Here is an 18185-nt window from a genome sequence, read left to right as displayed (position 1 = left end):
AGGTCAGGCGTGGTCCCACCCCCGGTCGGTCCGCACCAGCTCCCGGAACCCGAGAGCCGTGAGGCGCGCGATCGCTTCGGGGTCGTCGGCCGCTTCGTAGGCGAGCACCCGGTCGGCCCCGGCGAGGCGCAGCCACTCGGCGGCCTCGCCCAGGAGCCAGGCCTCAAGCCCGTCGACGCCGTGACCGGGCTCGGTGTGGAAGTTGCCGACGTCGGCGAGGCCGCCGTTGCGGGCCTGGCGTTCGGGGCGGCCGAGGGCGGTGTCGACCTCGATGAAGCCGAGGTCGTGCCCGTCGGCGTGCGCGGTCAGCCGCGTACCGCACTCGCCGAGGCTGCGGCGGACGGCGAGGCCCGGCAGCGGCGGCTCGGTGCGCGCCAGGTCGGGCACGGCGGCGATCAGGACGACCTCGGTGTGGCCGGTGTGCCGGAAACCGGCGCGTTCGTACGCGGCGCGGACGTGCGGCCAGGCGCGCGGCACGCCGTAGACGGCCGGGGCGGGCAGCGCGCCGTCGGCCGCGCGGGCGCGCACGTCCCAGCGGGCGAGCTGCGCGAGGCAGGCGCTCATGAGCAGGTCCGCGGCCTTGTCGGAGTCCGGCCAGAAGGACGCGGCCGGGTGACAGACGAACCAGTTGATCTCACCCAGGTCGCGGTAGTCGGGACCGACATCGGCCCCGGCGCGGTAGCGCAGCAGGTGCGCGGCGGCCACCACGAACGCGCGCTGCTCGGCGACGAGCGTGACGCGTTCGGCCACCCACGGGTCGGTGATGAACTCGTCGGGCTGTCGGGCCAACTGGCCGAGAACGGTGTTCACGGAGACGGAGACGCCTGGCACCACGGCGGCGACATGGCTGTTCACCAGCTCGGTGAGCTGATCGCGGTCGTCACGGTGGAACGGGCGTACCTTGAGCGCGGACGTGGGCGCGGACATGCGTGGACCTCCCGGTCGGGCTTCGGATGCTTCAGGAGGCCGCCATGCGATGCGGTATACGCCAGATCATACGGGGTGTCCGCCGACTCCGTACGTCCGGGCCGGCGCGGCCACCGTCTCGGCCATCGCCCGGCGCAGCTCGGGCGGCGCGACGGGCTGATCGAGCTGTTCGACCGGGAATTCGTCGAGACCCAGGAAGCGGCCGGAATGGTCGTCCTAGGGCAGTTCCGCGACCTCGACGACCCGGACCGCTTCGTCTGGCTGCGTGGATTCCCGGACATGACGGCACGCCATCGCGCGCTGACGGCCTTCTACGCCCCCGCGCCGGACCGGTTCGTGTCCGCGGCCGTGTGGTCCTTCCCGCCCGGACGGGACGAGGGCCCGACACTGATTCGCGACCAACTCCTGCCCGTCCTGGGCGAGACGGGCCCCGCGCCGCTCGCCGTCACCTCGCCGAGGCGCGGGCCCACCCCCTCGTGCGGGAGAGGATCCTGCCTGCCATGGAGCGCGAGCGGACGCCGGCACCCCGGACCCTCCGCCTCGCGCCCACCGGCCGTTCCCTCATCGCCTGACGTCCCACGGCCCGTACAGGGCGTGCTCCGCCCCGGTCGCCAGCGCCCAGTAGCGGTCGCCGTACGACCAGTGCCACCACTCCGTGGGGTAGTTGACGAGGCCGGCGGCGCTGAGCGCGGCGCCGAGGATCTTGCGGTTCACGCGGCCCTCGGCGCTGATGCCGGGGGCGTCCGTGTAGCAGGCGCCCGCGCTCTCCTCGGGGCTCGCGTCGAGGGCGGTGCCCAGGTCGCACTCCTTGCCGTCGGCGTCCGCGAGGGTCAGGTCCACCGCGGCGCCCGCGCTGTGCGCGGCGATGTCCGGCGGGGCGACGAAGCGGCTGGCGGCGGCGTGCACCTGGTCAGGCGTCCAGGACGGGTTGTCGGCGGCGAGCCCGGCCGCGTACTCCTCGAAGTACTGGCGCTGCAGGGACAGCGGGCGGTATCCCTCCACGAAGAGCAGGCGCAGGCCGTCCGGCAACAACTCCTGCGCGTGCAGGAGGCGTTGGAGCACGCCCTCGCGCAAGTGCGCGTACGCGTCCGCCGGGTCCTTGTACCGCTCGTCGACGAGCAGGGTGCCCGTGCCGCGCACGTCCACCAGGGGTTCGCCGCAGTCTCGTACGGGCACGGCGGCGACCTTCGGGTCCGACATCAGGGTGATCTCAGTCATGCGGAGATCATGCCGCCCGTGCGCGGCGGATGCGGAAGCGGCTCGGCAAGACGAGACTCGTACGGATCCGGCGCCGCGGACGAGACTCGTAGGACTCGTACGGATCGTGCGCCGCAGAAGTGAGGAGCCCCACCCCGCATGCCCAACCCACCGCACCGCCCCCGCCCCCGCCCCCGCCCCCGCACCGTACTCGCCATGTCGCCCGGCGCCGCGACGGCCCTGCTCGACCCCGACGTGCTCGCCGCGTTCGCCGATGTCTGCGAGCTTCAACAGCCGCCCGTACTGGACGAGTTCACCGGAGAACGGGCCCGGGAGCTGCTCGGCCGGGCCGAGGTGCTGATCACCGGCTGGGGCTGTCCTCTCCTCGACGAGGCCGCGCTCGCCGCCGCGCCGAAGCTGCGGGCCGTCGTGCACACGGCGGGCTCCGTACGCGGCCATCTCACGCCGGCCTGCTGGGAGCGGGGCATCGAGGTGTCGTCGGCGGCGGCCGCGAACGCGCTGCCCGTCGCCGAGTACACCGTCGCGATGATCCTGCTCTCGGGCAAGCACGTCCTGGAGCGGGCGCACGCGTTCAAGGCCGCGCGCCACCGCGACGATCCGCTGGGCACACCGCGCTCCGTCGGCAACTACCGCCGCACCGTGGGCATTCTGTCCGCCTCCCACGTCGGGCGGCGGGTCGTCGAGCTGCTGCGCCCGTACGACTTCGAGGTGCTGCTGCACGATCCGTACGTCGACGGGGCGGACGCGGCGGCGCTGGGCGTGCGAGCCGTCGGCCTCCAGGAACTGTTCGAGCGGAGTGACGTCGTCAGCGTCCACGCGCCGCTGCTTCCCGCCACACGCGGCCTCGTCGGCCGGTCGCAGCTCGCGGCGCTGCGGCAGGACGCCGTGCTCATCAACACCGCGCGCGGAGCGGTCGTCGATCAGGACGCGCTCACCGAAGCGGTCCTCGCGCGCCAAATCCGAGTGGTGCTCGACGTCACGGAGCCCGAAGTCCTGCCTCCGGAGCACCCGTTGTGGGACTGCGACAACGCCCTGATCACCCCGCACCTCGCGGGCTCGCAGGGCAACGAGTGGCAGCGCCTGACCGATGTCGCGGTGCGCGAACTCGCGCAGTGGGCGGCGGGCGAGGGCTTCGCCCATCCCGTACGGGCCGACCGGCTCGAATTCCTGGCGTGACCGGAAGGCCACGCGCCCGCGACGGGGCGCCGGGGTCAGCCTCCGGTCGTGGAGCCGGGCCTGACGATCATCAGGATGGTGACGGTGGCCCACAGGACGTTGAAGACGCCGGTGAACATGGCCAGTTGGGCGCTGGTCCGGGCGTCGAGCTTGACCGCGCCGACCGTGCCCTGCCCGGCGGCGGCCGCCTCGGTCCCACTTGTCTCCGCTGCTTCCGCGCCGGGGGCGCGCACCCCGGCGACCACCTCAAGCGCCGACTCCTGCCGCGGCAGCACGAGGACGATGAGGATGACCGCCGCGATGAACGTCAGCGCGATCGACGTGATCAGCCAGGCGCTGTCGAGCACGCCCATGCTGCTCGCCGTGGCGAAGCCGAAGACGACCACGGCGATGCCGACGCCCGCGTAGACGCGGCAGATGCGGTGCAGCGTACGCAGTGTCGTGACGGGCGCCGCCTCGCCGGGCCCGGCGAGGGCGCTGCGCAGCACCGGCGGGAACATGCTGGCCGCGACGGCGACCGGGCCGATGGCCATGATGGCCGCGAGGACGTGCAGGATCAGGAACAGCTTCGTCATGGGAAGGCTTTCGGGTCGGGCGGCGGCGGGAGCGAGGCGGGCCGGGTCAGGTCGGCATGGGGCCCGGCCGGGTCGGATCGTGGGGCCGTGCCGGGTCAGATCGGCGTCGGCTCCATACCGGTCGCGCTCCACACCACCCCGCGCCGCTCGTGCGCGAACATCTCCTCGACGGTGTGCGCGACGCGCGGCCCGAACTCGCGCTCCAGGAGGTGCAGGCCGAGATCGACCCCCGAGGTCACCCCGGCGCCGGAGACCACATCGCCGTCGTCGACGACGCGGGCCCGTACGACGGACACCCCGAGGCCCCACAGCACCTCTAGCGCGTCGTGGTGACCGGTGGCGTGCCTGCCCTTGAGCAGCCCGGACAGCGCCAGGACCAGGGAACCCCCGCACACGGATGCCAGGGTCAGGCCCGGCTGCGCCATGGCGTCCGCGAGGAGCGCGGGCAGGGCGGTCCGCTGGGTGCGGGCGAGGCGTGAGGGGATGCTGTCGTCCTCCGGGTCGCGCTGCTCGGTGGACCCCGCGGCGCCCGGCACCAGGATCAGGCCCGCGCGCTCCGGGTCGAGCCGCGCCGTGGCCCTGAGGGTGACCAGCTCAAGTCCGCTCGGTACGTCGCGGGCGCCCTCCGCCGAGACCAGCTCGACGGTGATGCCGCCGTCCGTCGCGATGCCTCCGGCGTACAGCACCTCCAGCGGGCCGAGAACGTCCAGCGGGTCGAAGCCGTCGAAGAGGACTACCTGAGCGTGCATGCGGTGTTCCGTTTCCTGGTGGTGGCCGTCGTGGCCCTGGCGGCGCAGGGCTCCGGTTCGCTTTCCCGGAGCCGAGGCTAGCCAGCATGATCACCCTCCGACAGTGGCTGCAATGACAGCTTTCAACGGGATATCGCCATGGCGTCGTACGCCCCTTCCCGTGCGGTGAAACGGCTGGTCCCGGGGGTGGGCGGGCCCCGAGGCGCGCAGGGCGCGGGTTGGCGGGACGGCGGTGGTGCCGTACGTTGCCGCCATGCACACCGTGGCCTTCCTCGCGCTCGACGACGTCATCCCGTCCGACCTGGCGATGCCCCTGGACGTGTTCAGCAGGACCCGGCTGCCCGGCGAGCGGGAGGCCTACCGGGTGCGGGTGTGCGCGGCCGAGCCCGAGGTCGACGCGCGGACCTTCGCGCTGCGGGCGCACCACGACCTGAGCGGGCTCGTGGACGCGGACACCATCGTCGTGCCGGGCACCCACGACCCGTCCGCGCCGGTGCCGGAGAAGACCCTGGACGCGCTGCGCGAGGCCGCCGCTTCCGGCACCCGCATCGCCTCCATCTGCGTGGGCACCTTCGTCCTCGCGCAGGCCGGACTGCTGAACGGCCTGCGCGCCACGACGCACTGGTTCGCGACGGACCACCTGGCGGCGGCCTACCCGGACATCGAGGTCGACCCGGACGTGCTGTACGTGGACAACGGCCAGATCCTCACGTCGGCGGGCGCGGCCGCCGGCATGGACCTGAGCCTGCACATGATCCGGCGCGACTACGGCTCGGCGGTCGCCGCGGACTCCGCGCGGCTCTCGGTGATGCCCCTCGAACGCGAGGGCGGGCAGGCCCAGTTCATCGTCAACCAGCCCCCGGCGCACCCGCGCGGCCACGAGCTGGAACCGCTGCTTCGCTGGCTGGAGGAGAACGCGGCGCGCGAGCTCACCCTCGACGACATCGCCGTACACGCAGGCCTGAGCAGCCGCACCCTGCTGCGCAGGTTCCGTGAGCAGACCGGCACGACGCCGCTGCAGTGGCTGCACCGTGCGCGGGTCCGCCAGGCCCAGCACTTGCTGGAGACCACAGGGCACCCGGTGGAGCGCATCGCCGCGCAGGTCGGCTTCGGCTCGCCGACGGCGTTCCGTGACCGCTTCAAGCGGGTCGCGGGGGTCAGCCCGCAGGCGTACCGGCGGGCGTTCAGCAGCGCGCCGAGGTGACCGTGCCCTCGCGGCCCCGGGCGGCCTTCCGTGCCACCACGAGGCGCCAGTGCGGGCTGCCGTCGTCCCGGCGGCCGAACTCCTCAAGGGGCCGCAGCTCCACCGTGAACCCCGCGCGCTCCAGGTCGGCCCGCACCCCGGCAAGACCGAAGGTGCGGTAGTACATGACGAAGGGCGGCCGCCACAGCAGGTTGCGCGCCCGCATCGCCCCGTCGAAGCCGAGCATGGCCCAGTACCATGGTGACGTGAGTGGCTGTGGTGCGCCGACGGGAAAGGCGAACAGGCCGCCGGGGCGCAGCGCCCGGTGGACCTGGCCGAAGAGGACGGGCCGCTCGGCGGGCAGGAAGTGTCCGAACGCCCCGAAGCTGACGGCCACGTCGAAGCCCTCGCTGAAGGGCAGCGCACGGGCGTCGGCCCGCACCCAGTGGACCGCCGGCCCCGTGCTCCCGGTCCCGTCGCCCGGGGCGAGCGCCGCGCGCGCCTCGGCCAGCATCCCGGCGCTGAAGTCGACGCCGGTCACATGCTCCCGGCACATCGGCCGCAGGACCTCCACGCCCGCGCCGGTGCCGCAGCACACGTCGAGACCCGCGGCGAACGGGCCAAGTGGACGCAGTGCCTCGGCGCACGCGTCGAGGATGCGCTCGGGCGTACGGAAGGGCGTGTGGTCGAACTTGGGAGCCAGCAGGTCGTAGCCGTGCTCGGTGGAGGACAGCGCCTGTACGGCCAGTTCGCGGAGCGAGGGGCCCTGGGAGGTGAACACCGGCACAGCCTAGTGAGTCGATGTGGCCCAAGAAGCCGGGGCGGCCCGCGAGACCGGGGTGGCCGGGAACCGTCTTGTGGCCTACCGGGCCCCTGAGGCGTCGGGTAGAGCTTCATCTGCCGCACACCCGAACCCATTTCACGGAGGTGCACACCCATGTGCGCACGCAGGCGACCCGGCACACCCGACGGCCCCGACACCCCCGACACCATGGCGGACCCCGTCGCGGACCCCATGGCGGGCAAGACACGCTTCGACGACATCTACGACCTGCCCGACCCGCGGTCGTACTTCAGCCGCCTCGCCCCGTACGAGTACGAGATCCCGCACCACGCCCAGGGCGTCTTCCGCCGCACGCTCGCGGCACGGCGTGCCGGTTCGCCGCCCGGCCCGCGGGGCGACGGCGCCGGTGACGGGTTCACGGTGCTCGACCTGTGCTGCTCGTACGGCATCAACGCCGCCCTGCTCAACCACGACCTGACGCTCGCCGACCTGTACGCGCACTACGCCGGACCGGAGACGGCGGAGCTCAGCACAAGCGAACTCATCGACCTGGACAAGGAGTTCTACGCCGCGCGCCGCCGCCCGGACGCCGTGCGCCTGGTCGGCGTGGACACCGCAGCCAACGCCACCGCCTACGCCCTGGCCGTCGGCCTCCTCGACGAGGCGTACGCGGAGAACCTGGAACGCGTACCGCCCAGCCCCGGCCTCGCGCGCGCCATGTCCGGCGTCGGCCTGATCACCGTCACCGGCGGCATCGGCTACGTCACGCACCGCACCTTCGACGCCCTGCTCGACTGCGTCCGACTCCCCCCGTGGGTCAGCGCGTTCGTCCTGCGCACCGTCCCCTACGACCGCATCGCCCAGAGCCTCGCCGCGCACGGCCTGGTCACCGCCTCCGACCCCGCGCGCACCTTTCCGCAGCGCCTGTTCACCAGCGCCGAGGAGCAGCGCGACGCCGTCACCCGCGTGCGCGCGCTCGGCCTCGACCCCGCCGGGCTCGAAGCCGCGGGCCGCTACCACACGCGCCTGCACGAGTCCCGGCAGCGACCCGGCTGCCCCGCCTGACCCGTTCCAGGGGCTCGCCCCGCCCCCGTGTCCGGGCGTATCGTTGATTGACGGACGGCTCGGAGCGACAGGGGGTCGTCATGCTGGAAGAACTCCTCGCGGCGGGCGCGGCGACGGTCTCCGTCGGCCTGGTGTACGTGATGTCGGCCGCCCGCGTCGTGAAGCAGTACGAACGCGGTGTCGTCTTCCGCCTGGGCCGTCTCTCCGGTGGTGCGCGCCAGCCCGGATTCACCATGATCGTGCCGGGTGTGGACCGGATGCGTAAGGTCAACATGCAGATCGTGACGATGCCGGTGCCCGCACAGGAGGGCATCACGCGCGACAACGTCACGGTGCGCGTCGACGCCGTCGTGTACTTCAAGGTGGTCGACGCGGCCAACGCGATCATCCGGGTCGAGGACTACCGCTTCGCCGTCTCGCAGATGGCGCAGACCTCCCTGCGCTCCATCATCGGCAAGAGCGACCTCGACGATCTGCTGTCCAACCGCGAGAAGCTCAACCAGGGCCTTGAGCTGATGCTCGACAGCCCGGCCATCGGCTGGGGCGTGCAGATCGACCGCGTCGAGATCAAGGACGTGTCGCTCCCTGAGACCATGAAGCGGTCGATGGCCCGGCAGGCCGAGGCCGACCGGGAGCGGCGCGCCCGCGTCATCAACGCCGATGCCGAGCTGCAGGCCTCCAAGAAGCTCGCCGAGGCCGCCAAGGAGATGTCCGAGCAGCCCGCCGCCCTCCAACTGCGCCTCCTGCAGACCGTCGTGGCCGTGGCCGCCGAGAAGAACTCCACCCTGGTGCTGCCCTTCCCCGTCGAACTGCTTCGCTTCCTGGAGCGGGCCGCGAACCAGCAGCCGCCGCTCCCGGCGATGCCGGCTCCGGCCGCAGCCCCGCCAAGTGAGACCGTCCCGCAGGCCGAGGCCACTGCGCCCGAGGCCACGGCGCGCGACGTCACAGCACCCGAGGCCACAACACCTGAGGCCACGGCGGCGGACGGCACCGCACCGGCCACCTGACCCACACCGCCGACTCGCGCAGCCACCTCGCCCGGACTCATCGTCGACTTCCGTCACGCCCATTGAGCCCGTCAACGTACGCATGCTAGAAAGCGCTTACCGCGCCTCGGTCGCCCTCACCCCGGCACGTGCCCCGCTCCCCCGCCCTCACCCCAGCCCACGGAGCCCACATGCCCACTCCCTGGCCCCGCCGTGCCTTCCTCGTGACCACCGGCACCTCGGCGCTCGCACTCGCCGCACCCACCGCCGTCGCGCACGCCACCCCCTCCGGAGGGTCGGCCCGAGCCGCCGACGCGTACGCCGAGCTGCGCGCCAAGTGGCGCACCCTCGTCCTGGGTGAGGGGTTCAGCCCGACCGCCGAGCCGTTCAAGAGCCGCCTCGCCGAACTCGGCGCCACAGCAGGGCAGTTGAGGGCGACGATGGCTCCGGCGACCGGTTCGCTGTGGCCCGACGCGTCGTACGCGGACCCCGAACCGGACACTGACCAGGAGTCGTTCGGCTACTCCGCGAACATCGTCACCAGCTACACCCGGCTCGCCACCATGGCGCAGGCGTACAGCCAGCAGGGCACCGGCCTGACCGGCGACGCGGCGCTCAAGTCCGCCGTCCTGACCGGGCTCGACCACGTGTACACACAGGTCTACAACGAGCGGCAGGCGCGCTTCGGCAACTGGTGGAGCTGGCAGATCGGCGCCCCGCAGGCGCTGCTCGACGTCTGTGTGCTGATGTACGCCGCGCTGTCCGCCGACCGGATCTCCCGCTACTGCGCGGCAGTCGACCACTTCGTGCCGGACTCGGCGGTGGCCCAGTACACCGGCACCAGCACCGGCGCCAACCGCGTCGACCTGTGCCGGGTGCTCGCGCTGCGCGGTGTCGTCGGCGCGAACGCGGCGAAGATCGCGCTGGCCCGGGACGCCCTGTCCCCCGTCTTCCCGTACGTCACCAGCGGCGACGGCCTGTACGTCGACGGCTCGTTCATCCAGCACACCACGGTGCCGTACACGGGCTCGTACGGATCGGTGCTGCTCGGCGGGCTCGGGCTGCTGTTCGCGCTGCTCGACGGGTCGCAGTGGGAGGTGACGGACGGCGGGAAGCAGATCGTGTTCGACGCCGTGGAAAAGGCGTGGGCGCCGTTCCTCTACAACGGCCTGATCATGGACTGTGTCGCCGGGCGCGCCCTCAGCCGCGGCGTCACCGCGTCCGACGCCAAGAAGGTGCAGGCCGACGACCATCTGCGCGGCCACCCGATCCTGGCGTCGATCGCGCTGCTCGGCCAGGGCGCCTCCGCCGCCGAGAACGCCCGCTGGCGCGGCCTGGTGAAGGGCTGGATGCGGCGCGACTACTACAGCCCGCCGCTGAAGAACCCGCAGCTGAGCCTCGCGCACCTGGCCCGGCTCAAGGCCGTCGAGGACGACACCGCGGTCGCGCCCGTGCCCGAGCCGACCGGCCACCGCCTGTTCACCAACATGGCGCGGGCCACGCACCGCCGCCCCGGCTGGGCCGCGTCGATCAGCATGGCCGACTCCCGCATCACGTACTACGAGACGGGCAACGGCGAGAACCTGCGCGGCTGGCACACCGGCTCCGGCCTGCTCGCCTGGTGGGGCGACAGCTACGCCAACGGCCAGTACAGCGACGCCTTCTGGCCCACTGTCGACCCGTACCGGCTGCCCGGCATCACCGCGTCGCGCAAGGTTCTCGCGGACGGGGCGGGCGGCGACTGGGGCGCGGCGCGGCCGGACGTGAGCTGGGTGGGCGGTGCCACCGACGGTCAACGAGCCGTACTGGGGCAGCACTTGAAGGGACTGCAGAGCACGCTGTCCGCGCGCAAGGCGTGGTTCTGTCTGGACGACGCGATCGTGTGTCTGGGCGCGGGCATCACCTGCGCGGACGGCGCGGCCGTGGAGACGACCGTCGAGAACCGCAACCTCGGCCCGGACGGACGCGCCCCCTTCCAGGCCGACGGCGTCACCAAGCCCACCACCACGCCCTGGTCGCAGCGGCTCACCGGCGCCAAGTGGGCACACGTCGGCGGCCACGGCGGCTATGTCCTCCCCGGCGGCGCGACCGTCGAGGCACGGCGCGAGCAGCGCACCGGCAAGTGGAGCGACATCAACAAGGGCGGCTCCACGGCCCCGTTGACCCGCACCTTTCTCACTCTGTACGTGGACCACGGCACCGATCCCACGGACGGCACGTACGCGTACATGCTGCTGCCCGGCGCGAGCGCGGCCCGCACCGCCGAGCGCGCGGCGGCCACGGACTGGCTGCGGGTCCTCGCCAACTCCGGTGCGCGGCAAGGAATCAGCGTGCCCTCGCTCGGCTTCACCGGCGTGACGTTCTGGGCGGCGGGGACGGCCGGCGCGCTCACCGCGAGTGCCGCCTGTGCCGTCCTGATCGGCGAGCGGTCCGACGGGACGGCGGTGGTGTGCGTCAGCGACCCGACCCGCGCGGCACGAGCGGGTCTCACCGTCACCTGGAACCGGCCGGTCGCCGCCGTCACCGCCAAGCCCGCCACCGTCACGTCCGCCACGACGGGCGCGTCCCTGAAACTCACGTTCGGCGACCTCGGCCCCACGAGAGGGGCGACTCAAAGAGTTACTGTGCGGCTCGCGTGAACACTCCGACGACGCGCGTGAACACCCTGCGCCACCGCCGGTCCGGGCACGCCCGCGCCGCTAAGGTGCCGCCCATGTCGATCTCGCGCGTCCTCACCTGGCAGGTCACGGAGAGCACCGGATACGAGACGGCCTGGGCCGAGCTCGACGGCGGTGCGCTGCGGGCGCACGGCCGCGCCGTCGGCACGGCCCCCGATCCCTATTGGATCTCGTACGAACTCGACACGGGCGACGACTTCGTGACGCGCGCGCTGCGCGTCACGGCCGAAGACGCGCGTGGCGTACGGGAGTTGGAGCTGGTGCGCGACGGCGCGGGGCAGTGGAGCGCGGACGGCGAGGCGCTGCCCGAGCTCGAAGGGGCGCTGGACTGCGACCTGGGGCTGTGTCCGCTGACCAACACCATGCCGGTGCTGCGGCACGGACTGCACCGGTCCGCCGCGCAGGGCGAGCGGCGGTTCCTGGTGGCGTGGGTGTCGGTGCCGGACCTCGCGGTGCGCGCGTCGCGCCAGCATTACGCGCCGCTGCAGCGCACGGTGCACGGCGCGCGGGTCCGCTTCACGTCCGGCGACTACCAGCGGGACGTCACGTTCGACGCGGACGGCTTCGTCGTCGACTATCCGGGGCTCGCGCACCGCCTCGCGCGCCCAGAGCGCCTCCCGGGCCGGGTTCGGCCGAGCGGGTGAGGCGCTCGCGGACCTGCGTCACTCGGAGGGCTTCCGGCGCCGGGTTCCCGGTGCGGCGCGGGCGCCGCGCAGCCGCAGCCGCCGGGCCGAGCCCTCGCTCCGTCCCGTCGCCCTGCCCGCGCGCTCCACGACCGGTTCGCCGCGCCGCCTGCGCCGCAGCGCGCCCGCGAAACGCGAACGCGGCTGCCAGTCGAGTCCGCTCGGCAGCCCCCAGCCGCGCTTGTACGCGGTGAGCCGCAGGGCCAGCGCCACGACGACGCCGAGCACGATGCCGAGGGTGGGCTGCTCGGCGTAGCTGCACACGACGGTGATCGCGGCGGCGACCACGGCCACGGAGGCGTACAGCGCGTTCCCGCCGAGCACCGCGGGAACGCGGCGCAGCATCATGTCGCGCAGCGCCCCGCCGCCGACGGCCGTGATGGTGCCGAGCAGCAGCGCGGGCAGCCAGCCGAGGCCCGCCGCGAGGGTCTTCTGCGCCCCGGCGACCGCCCAGAAGCCGATGACCGCGGCGTCCAGGGCGGTGAAGAGCCGGTCCCAGGCGTCCTGGCCGATGTGGATGACGAAGGCGATGAGCGCGCCGGCGAGCGCGGTCGGCAAATAGAAGACGTCGGTCAGCGCCACCGGTGTCCCATGCTGGAGCAGGGTGTCGCGGATGAGCCCGCCGCCGAGCCCGGACACCACGCCGACCGCGACGAACCCGAACAGGTCGAGGCGCTCGGTGCGGGCGATGGCGCCGCCCTGGAGCGCCGCCGCGAACACCCCGGCGAGGTCGAGCCCGCGCGTGGCCAGGGCCACCCCGTGCGGCGTGAGCAGCTCGGCCATCACCGCCCGCCTTCCGGCTCGGTCCCGCCCGCCACGTCCCTGCGTTTTCGTACGTCTCTACGTTTCGTACGTCACCGGGAGGCGGGCGGCGACCGGAGGCGGGCTCAGGACGTGGCGGCCGCCGGCAGGTCGGGGCTCATCTGGGGGCGGCCGGGGACCAGGCGCAGCGCGAGGACCATGGTGAGGCCGCCGCCGGGGGTGTCGTCGGCGGCGAGGGTGCCGCCCATGGCCTCGGTGAAGCCGCGGGCCACCGCGAGGCCGAGGCCGACGCCGGCGCCGCGCGGGGAGTCGCCGTAGCGCTGGAACGGCTCGAAGATGCGCTCCTTGGCCTCGTCGGGCACGCCGGGGCCGCGGTCCACGACGCGGAGCTGGACCTGGTCGGCCATGGTGCTCGCGGAGACCAGGACGGGCTTGTCGGCGGGGCTGTACTTGAGGGCGTTCTCTATGACGTTGGCGACGGCCCGCTCCAGGAGGCCCTTGTCGGCGGCGACCATCGGCAGGTCCTCGGGGATGTCGAGCACGACGCTGTCGGCGGGCGTGGTCATGCCTTCGAGGGCGAGCGGGACGACTTCGTCGAGGTCGATCTCGCGGACCATCGGCATCACGGTGTCGGTCTGCAGGCGTGACATGTCCAGGAGGTTGCCCACGAGGTGGTCGAGGCGGTCGGCGCCCGCCTCGATGGCGGCGAGGAGTTCCGCCTGGTCCTCCTCGGACCACTCGATGTCGTCGGAGCGGAGGCTGGAGACGGACGCCTTGATGCCGGCGAGCGGGGTGCGCAGGTCGTGGCTGACGGCGGCGAGCAGGGCGGTGCGGATGCGGTTGCCCTCGGCGAGGGTGCGGGCCTCAGCGGCCTGGGACTGCAGGCGCTGGCGGTCCAGGACGACGGCGGCCTGCGCGGCGAACGCGCCGAGCACGCGGCGGTCCTCGGCGGGCAGCACGCGGCCGGTGAGGGCGAGCGCCATGTACTCGCCGACGGGCATGTCGACGTCGGCGTCCTCGGGACGGCCGACGTGCGGGCGGGTGCCGACGCTGGCCGTGCAGGTCCACAGGGAGATGTCGCTCTCGCGTTCCAGGAGCGCGACGGACTCCATGGCGAACGTCTCGCGGACGGTCTCCAGGAGGGACTCCAGGCTGTTCTCGCCGCGCAGCACGCTGCCCGCCAGGTACGAGAGGATCTCCGACTCGGCGCGCAGCCGCGCCGCCTGGTGGGTGCGGCGGGCCGCGAGGTCCACGACCGAGGCCACGGCCACGGCCACGAGCACGAAGATCACCAGGGCGACGATGTTCTTCGGGTTGGAGATCAGGATGTGGTGGACGGGCGGCGTGAAGAAGTAGTTCAGGAGCAGCGAGCCGAACGCGGCCGACGCGAGGGCCGGCACCAGACCGCCGAGCAGCGCCGCCGCCACGGTCAGCGTCAGGAACAGCAGCATGTCGTTGGCGAGGCCGAGGTTCGGCGCGACGCCGCGCAGCAGCAGGGCGAGCAGGATCGGCCCGCCCATGCCGACCAGCCAGCCCCAGATGGTCCGGTTGCGGCCGACGGGGGTGGCGCGCTGGGTGGGCGACAGGCTGCGCCCCTTGCCCACCTCGTCGTGGGTGACCAGGTGCACGTCGAGGTCGGGCCCGGACTCGCGGGCGACGGTCGCGCTGACCCCGGGGCCGAACATGTACTGCCAGGCCCTGCGCCGGGAGACGCCGAGGACGATCTGGGTGGCGTTGACGCCGCGCGAGAACTCCAGGAGCGCGGCGGTGATGTCCTCCCCTATGACCTGGTGGAAGGTTCCGCCGAGGTCCTCGACGAGGGTGCGCTGGATGGCCAGTTCCTTGGGCGAGGCCGCGGTGAGGCCGTCGCTGCGGGCGATGTAGACGGCGAGGACCTCGCCGCCCGCGCCCTTCTCGGCGAGCCGCGCGGCCCGGCGCAGCAGTGTGCGTCCCTCGGGTCCGCCGGTGAGGCCGACGACGATGCGCTCGCGGGCCTGCCACGTGGAGCGGATGTTGTGCTCGCCCCGGTACTGCTGGAGGTACTCGTCCACGCGGTCGGCGACCCACAGCAGCGCCAGCTCGCGCAGCGCCGTGAGGTTTCCGGGGCGGAAGTAGTTGGACAGGGCCGCGTCGACCTTGTCGGCCTTGTAGATGTTGCCGTGTGCCATCCGCCGGCGCAGCGCCTGCGGCGACATGTCGACCAGCTCTATCTGGTCCGCCCGGCGCACCACCTCGTCCGGGACGGCTTCGCGCTGGCGCACCCCCGTGATGTTCTCGACGACGTCGCCCAGCGACTCCAGGTGCTGGATGTTGACCGTGGAGATCACGTCGATGCCCGCGGCGAGCAGTTCCTCGACGTCCTGCCAGCGCTTGGCGTTGCGCGAGCCGGGGATGTTGGTGTGCGCCAGCTCGTCCACCAGGGCGACGGCCGGGGCGCGCTCCAGGACGGCGTCGACGTCCATCTCCGTGAACGTCGTGTCCCGGTACTCCAGCGACTTGCGCGGCAGCAGTTCGAGGCCGTGCAGCATCACTTCCGTACGGGGACGGTTGTGGTGCTCCACGAACGCCACGACGCAGTCCGTGCCGCGCTCGACACGACGGTGGGCCTCGGACAGCATCGAGTACGTCTTGCCGACGCCCGGTGCCGCCCCCAGATAGATCCGAAGCTTGCCGCGTGCCATGAATCTCGTCTCTGCGCTCGGGGGGTGACTGATGCGCCCATCAATCAAAGGCGCTCAGAATGCCAGACGCCGGAGCCGAGCGCACCGTTGACTTCACGCACCCGTTCCGCGAAGGGCAGCGAGAGCACCATCGTGAGGCCGCCACCGGGGGTGTCCTCGGGTGTGAGGGTGCCGTCCATCGCCTCCGTGAGGCCCCTGGACAGGGCGAGGCCGAGCCCGAGACCCGTCGTGTTGTCGGTGTCGCCGAGCCGCTGGAAGGGCTCGAACACCCGGTCGCGGTCGGCCACCGGGAGGCCGGGGCCCCGGTCGACGACGCGCAGCTCGACGCGGCCCGCCAGGACGCTCGCGGTGACCAGGACCTTCTCGCCGGAGGGGGTGTGGCGGGCGGCGTTGCCGACGAGATTGGCTATCACCCGCTCCAGGAGCGGCGGATCGGCGAGGACGGCGGGGATCTCCTCCAGGCTGCCCGTCTCGACCGGGCACTCGACGGGCAGCGAGTCGAGTGCGGTCGGCAGCACCTCCTCAAGGGCGGTGTCCCGCAGTTCGAGCTTGAGTGCGCCCGCCTGGAGGCGGCTCATGTCGAGGAGGTTGTCGACGAGACGGTTCAGTTTGACCATGGACTCGTCGGCGGTGGCGAGCAGTTCCTCGCGGTCCTGCTCGGAGAAGTCCAGGTCGCGGCTGCGCAGCGAGCCGATCGCGGCGAGGGCTGCGGCCAGCGGGGTGCGCAGGTCGTGGCCGACGGCCCGAAGGAGCGCGGTGCGCATCCGGTCGGCGGCCTTCACGGGCTCCACCTCGGCGGCGGCCTCCGCGAGCCGGGCCCGCTCCACGGCGGCGCCGACGTGCGCGGCGAACGCGGCGAGGACGCGGCGGTCCGCGGAGGGCAGGGGGCGCCCGCGCAGCACCAGATAGGCGTCGGTGCCCGCGGGCACGACGGTCACCTGGGTGTCGGCGGCGTCGGGCGGCTGGTCCACCAGTTCGGCCGCGTCCACACCGAAGGCCTCGCGGGCCCGTTCGAGCAGGGCGGGGATCGGCTGCCCGCCGCGCACGATGGTGCCCGCGAGCGACGACATCGTCTCCGCCTCGGCGGTGGCGCGCGCGGAGCGCCGGGACAGCCGCAGCGACCGGTCGACGACGGCGGCGACGGTGGCGGCGACGATCGCGAACACCACGAGCGCGAGCATGCTGTTCGGATCGCCGAGCGTGAACTGCCCGATGGGCGGCATGAACCAGTAGTTGAGCAGCAGCGACGCCGTCATGGACGCCACCACCGCGGACAGCACGCCGCCTATGCAGGCCACGCCCACCACGGCGAGCAGGAAGAGCAGCGCCTCGCTGGTGAGGTTCAGGTGCTCGCGGGCCACGTCCAGGTCCAGCAGGAGGGTGACCATGGCCGGAAGCAGCAGCCCGGCGACGGGTCCCCCGACGCGCCGCGGGCCCGACAGCGTACGCCTGCGGGAGGGCAGCAGGGTGCCCGCGCCGGCGCGTTCGTGCGTGACCGTGTGGACATCGATGTCGCCGGAGCTCTCGACGACGGCCTCGCCGGTGCCGCGCCCGGTGAGGAACCGCTCGAAGCGGCCGCGGCGGCTGGAGCCGAGGACGAGCTGGGTGGCGTTCTCGGCGCGGGCGAACTCCACCAGGGCGGTCGCGACGTCGTCGCCGACGACCGAGTGGTAGCTGCCGCCCAGGTCCTCCACGAGCCGGCGCTGCCGGGTCAGGGAGGCGTGCGAGGTGCCCGCGGCGAGCCCGTCGCTGCGCGCGATGTGCACGGCGAGGAGCTCGCCGCCCACCGAGCGGTCGGCGATGCGGGCGGCGCGGCGGATCAGCGTGTCGCCCTCGGGGCCGCCGGTCAGGCCGACGACGACGCGCTCGCGGGTGTCCCACACGCCGCCGATGCCGTGCTCGACGCGGTACTCCTGGAGGGACTCGTCGACGCGGTCGGCCACCCAGAGCAGGGCGAGCTGGCGCAGCGCCGTGAGGTTGCCGGTGCGGAAGTAGTTGGCGAGGGCCGCGTCGACCTTCTCGGGGGCGTAGATGTTGCCGTGCGCCATGCGGCGGCGCAGCGACTCGGGGGCGACGTCGACGAGCTCGATCTGGTGGGCGCGGCGCACGACGTCGTCGGGGACGGTCTCGGCCTGCGGCACCTTGGTGATCTTCTCCACGACGTCCTTGAGGGACTCCATGTGCTGGATGTTGACCGTGGTGACGACGTCGATGCCGGCCGTGAGCAGCCGGTCGATGTCCTGCCAGCGCTTGGGGTTGCGGCCCTCGCCCGGGACGTTGGTGTGGGCGAGGTCGTCGACCAGCGCCACCTGCGGGCGGCGGGCGAGCAGGGCGTCCAGGTCCAGCTCGGTGAACTCTCCGCCGCGGTACGAACAGCGGGCCCGCTCCACGACCTCGAGCCCGCCCGACCTCGCCTCCTCAAGGGCGGCCTCCGTGTGCGGACGTCGGTGGCACTCCACGAAGCCCACGACGACGTCGGCGCCGCGTGCGGCCCTGCGCCGTCCTTCGTCGAGCATGCGGCACGTCTTGCCGACCCCCGGTGCCGCGCCGAGGTAGACCTTCAGTTGTCCGGGTCGTACGTCCGTCATCGCGCCGGTGTCAGAACCTCTCCGGGAAGAGCCGTGCGAGGACGAGGTACCCGACCAGGCTGATGGCGACGAGGAGTCCCACGACATTCTCCGCGCTCACGGCCCTCAACTCCTTGGCGTGCTGGGTGAC

Annotated in this window: 15 protein-coding genes; 6 read left to right on the top strand and 9 right to left on the bottom strand. The window is 73.0% G+C overall.

Going from position 1 to position 18185, the window contains the following annotated elements:
• Nucleotides 1-3 precede the first annotated feature (3 nt).
• On the bottom strand, nt 4-927 hold the full coding sequence (locus IEY91_RS09305; RefSeq protein WP_189173587.1) for a GNAT family N-acetyltransferase: 924 nt from the start codon (nt 925-927) through the stop codon (nt 4-6).
• A gap of 561 nt (nt 928-1488) precedes the next feature.
• Entirely contained in the window at nt 1489-2145 is a 657-nt protein-coding gene (locus IEY91_RS09300; protein WP_189173586.1) for a M15 family metallopeptidase, read from the bottom strand.
• A gap of 138 nt (nt 2146-2283) precedes the next feature.
• Here IEY91_RS09300 and IEY91_RS09295 point away from each other — a divergent pair, with 138 nt between their 5' ends.
• Nucleotides 2284-3321 carry a hydroxyacid dehydrogenase gene (locus tag IEY91_RS09295; RefSeq protein ID WP_189173585.1) on the top strand — a complete coding sequence of 346 codons (1038 nt, stop codon included), beginning with the start codon at nt 2284-2286 and terminating at the stop codon, nt 3319-3321.
• Between the two features lie 35 nt (nt 3322-3356).
• On the opposite strand, the gene IEY91_RS09290 is transcribed toward IEY91_RS09295, so the two are convergent.
• Nucleotides 3357-3896, bottom strand: coding sequence for a hypothetical protein (locus IEY91_RS09290; protein WP_164326718.1), 540 nt, complete (start codon nt 3894-3896; stop codon nt 3357-3359).
• Nucleotides 3897-3991: 95 nt separating this feature from the next.
• The gene (locus tag IEY91_RS09285; protein ID WP_189173584.1) at nt 3992-4645 is read right to left on the bottom strand and encodes a DJ-1/PfpI family protein; all 654 of its coding nucleotides are present in this window, start codon (nt 4643-4645) and stop codon (nt 3992-3994) included.
• A gap of 253 nt (nt 4646-4898) precedes the next feature.
• On the opposite strand from IEY91_RS09285, the gene IEY91_RS09280 reads away from it, so the two are divergent.
• Nucleotides 4899-5849 (top strand): GlxA family transcriptional regulator, encoded by a 951-nt coding sequence (locus IEY91_RS09280; protein ID WP_164326716.1) that lies wholly within the window; start codon nt 4899-4901, stop codon nt 5847-5849.
• Here the strand turns inward: IEY91_RS09280 and IEY91_RS09275 are convergent.
• Nucleotides 5830-6609 carry a class I SAM-dependent methyltransferase gene (locus IEY91_RS09275; protein ID WP_164326715.1) on the bottom strand — a complete coding sequence of 260 codons (780 nt, stop codon included), beginning with the start codon at nt 6607-6609 and terminating at the stop codon, nt 5830-5832. The two genes, IEY91_RS09280 and IEY91_RS09275, sit on opposite strands and share 20 nt — an antisense overlap.
• A gap of 156 nt (nt 6610-6765) precedes the next feature.
• On the opposite strand from IEY91_RS09275, the gene IEY91_RS09270 reads away from it, so the two are divergent.
• The 4 genes from IEY91_RS09270 to IEY91_RS09255 all read left to right on the top strand — a co-directional run bounded on the left by IEY91_RS09270 (nt 6766) and on the right by IEY91_RS09255 (nt 11985).
• Complete coding sequence (locus IEY91_RS09270; protein ID WP_229696817.1) at nt 6766-7677, top strand: hypothetical protein; 912 nt, start codon at nt 6766-6768, stop codon at nt 7675-7677.
• A gap of 80 nt (nt 7678-7757) precedes the next feature.
• Nucleotides 7758-8684 (top strand): slipin family protein, encoded by a 927-nt coding sequence (locus tag IEY91_RS09265; protein WP_189173583.1) that lies wholly within the window; start codon nt 7758-7760, stop codon nt 8682-8684.
• A 170-nt stretch (nt 8685-8854) separates the two neighbouring features.
• Nucleotides 8855-11302, top strand: a complete 2448-nt coding sequence (locus IEY91_RS09260) for a polysaccharide lyase 8 family protein (RefSeq protein WP_189173582.1) — start codon at nt 8855-8857, stop codon at nt 11300-11302.
• Nucleotides 11303-11376: 74 nt separating this feature from the next.
• Nucleotides 11377-11985 carry a putative glycolipid-binding domain-containing protein gene (locus IEY91_RS09255; protein ID WP_164326711.1) on the top strand — a complete coding sequence of 203 codons (609 nt, stop codon included), beginning with the start codon at nt 11377-11379 and terminating at the stop codon, nt 11983-11985.
• Between the two features lie 18 nt (nt 11986-12003).
• Here the strand turns inward: IEY91_RS09255 and IEY91_RS09250 are convergent, their stop codons facing one another.
• The 4 genes from IEY91_RS09250 to IEY91_RS09235 form a co-directional block, all read right to left on the bottom strand.
• Complete coding sequence (locus IEY91_RS09250; RefSeq protein WP_189173581.1) at nt 12004-12807, bottom strand: trimeric intracellular cation channel family protein; 804 nt, start codon at nt 12805-12807, stop codon at nt 12004-12006.
• Between the two features lie 104 nt (nt 12808-12911).
• Entirely contained in the window at nt 12912-15467 is a 2556-nt protein-coding gene (locus IEY91_RS09245; RefSeq protein WP_164326709.1) for a DUF4118 domain-containing protein, read from the bottom strand.
• Between the two features lie 44 nt (nt 15468-15511).
• Nucleotides 15512-18055, bottom strand: a complete 2544-nt coding sequence (locus IEY91_RS09240; protein WP_189173580.1) for a sensor histidine kinase — start codon at nt 18053-18055, stop codon at nt 15512-15514.
• Between the two features lie 10 nt (nt 18056-18065).
• On the bottom strand, nt 18066-18155 hold the full coding sequence (locus IEY91_RS09235; protein ID WP_164326707.1) for a potassium-transporting ATPase subunit F: 90 nt from the start codon (nt 18153-18155) through the stop codon (nt 18066-18068).
• Nucleotides 18156-18185: the final 30 nt, after the last annotated feature.

Origin of the sequence: Streptomyces lasiicapitis, assembly GCF_014646335.1 — a bacterium.
In the GTDB taxonomy this organism is placed as follows: Bacteria; Actinomycetota; Actinomycetes; order Streptomycetales; family Streptomycetaceae; genus Streptomyces; species Streptomyces lasiicapitis.
Note: the sequence above shows the minus strand (reverse complement) of the source record. Positions and strands in the feature narration are given on the sequence as shown.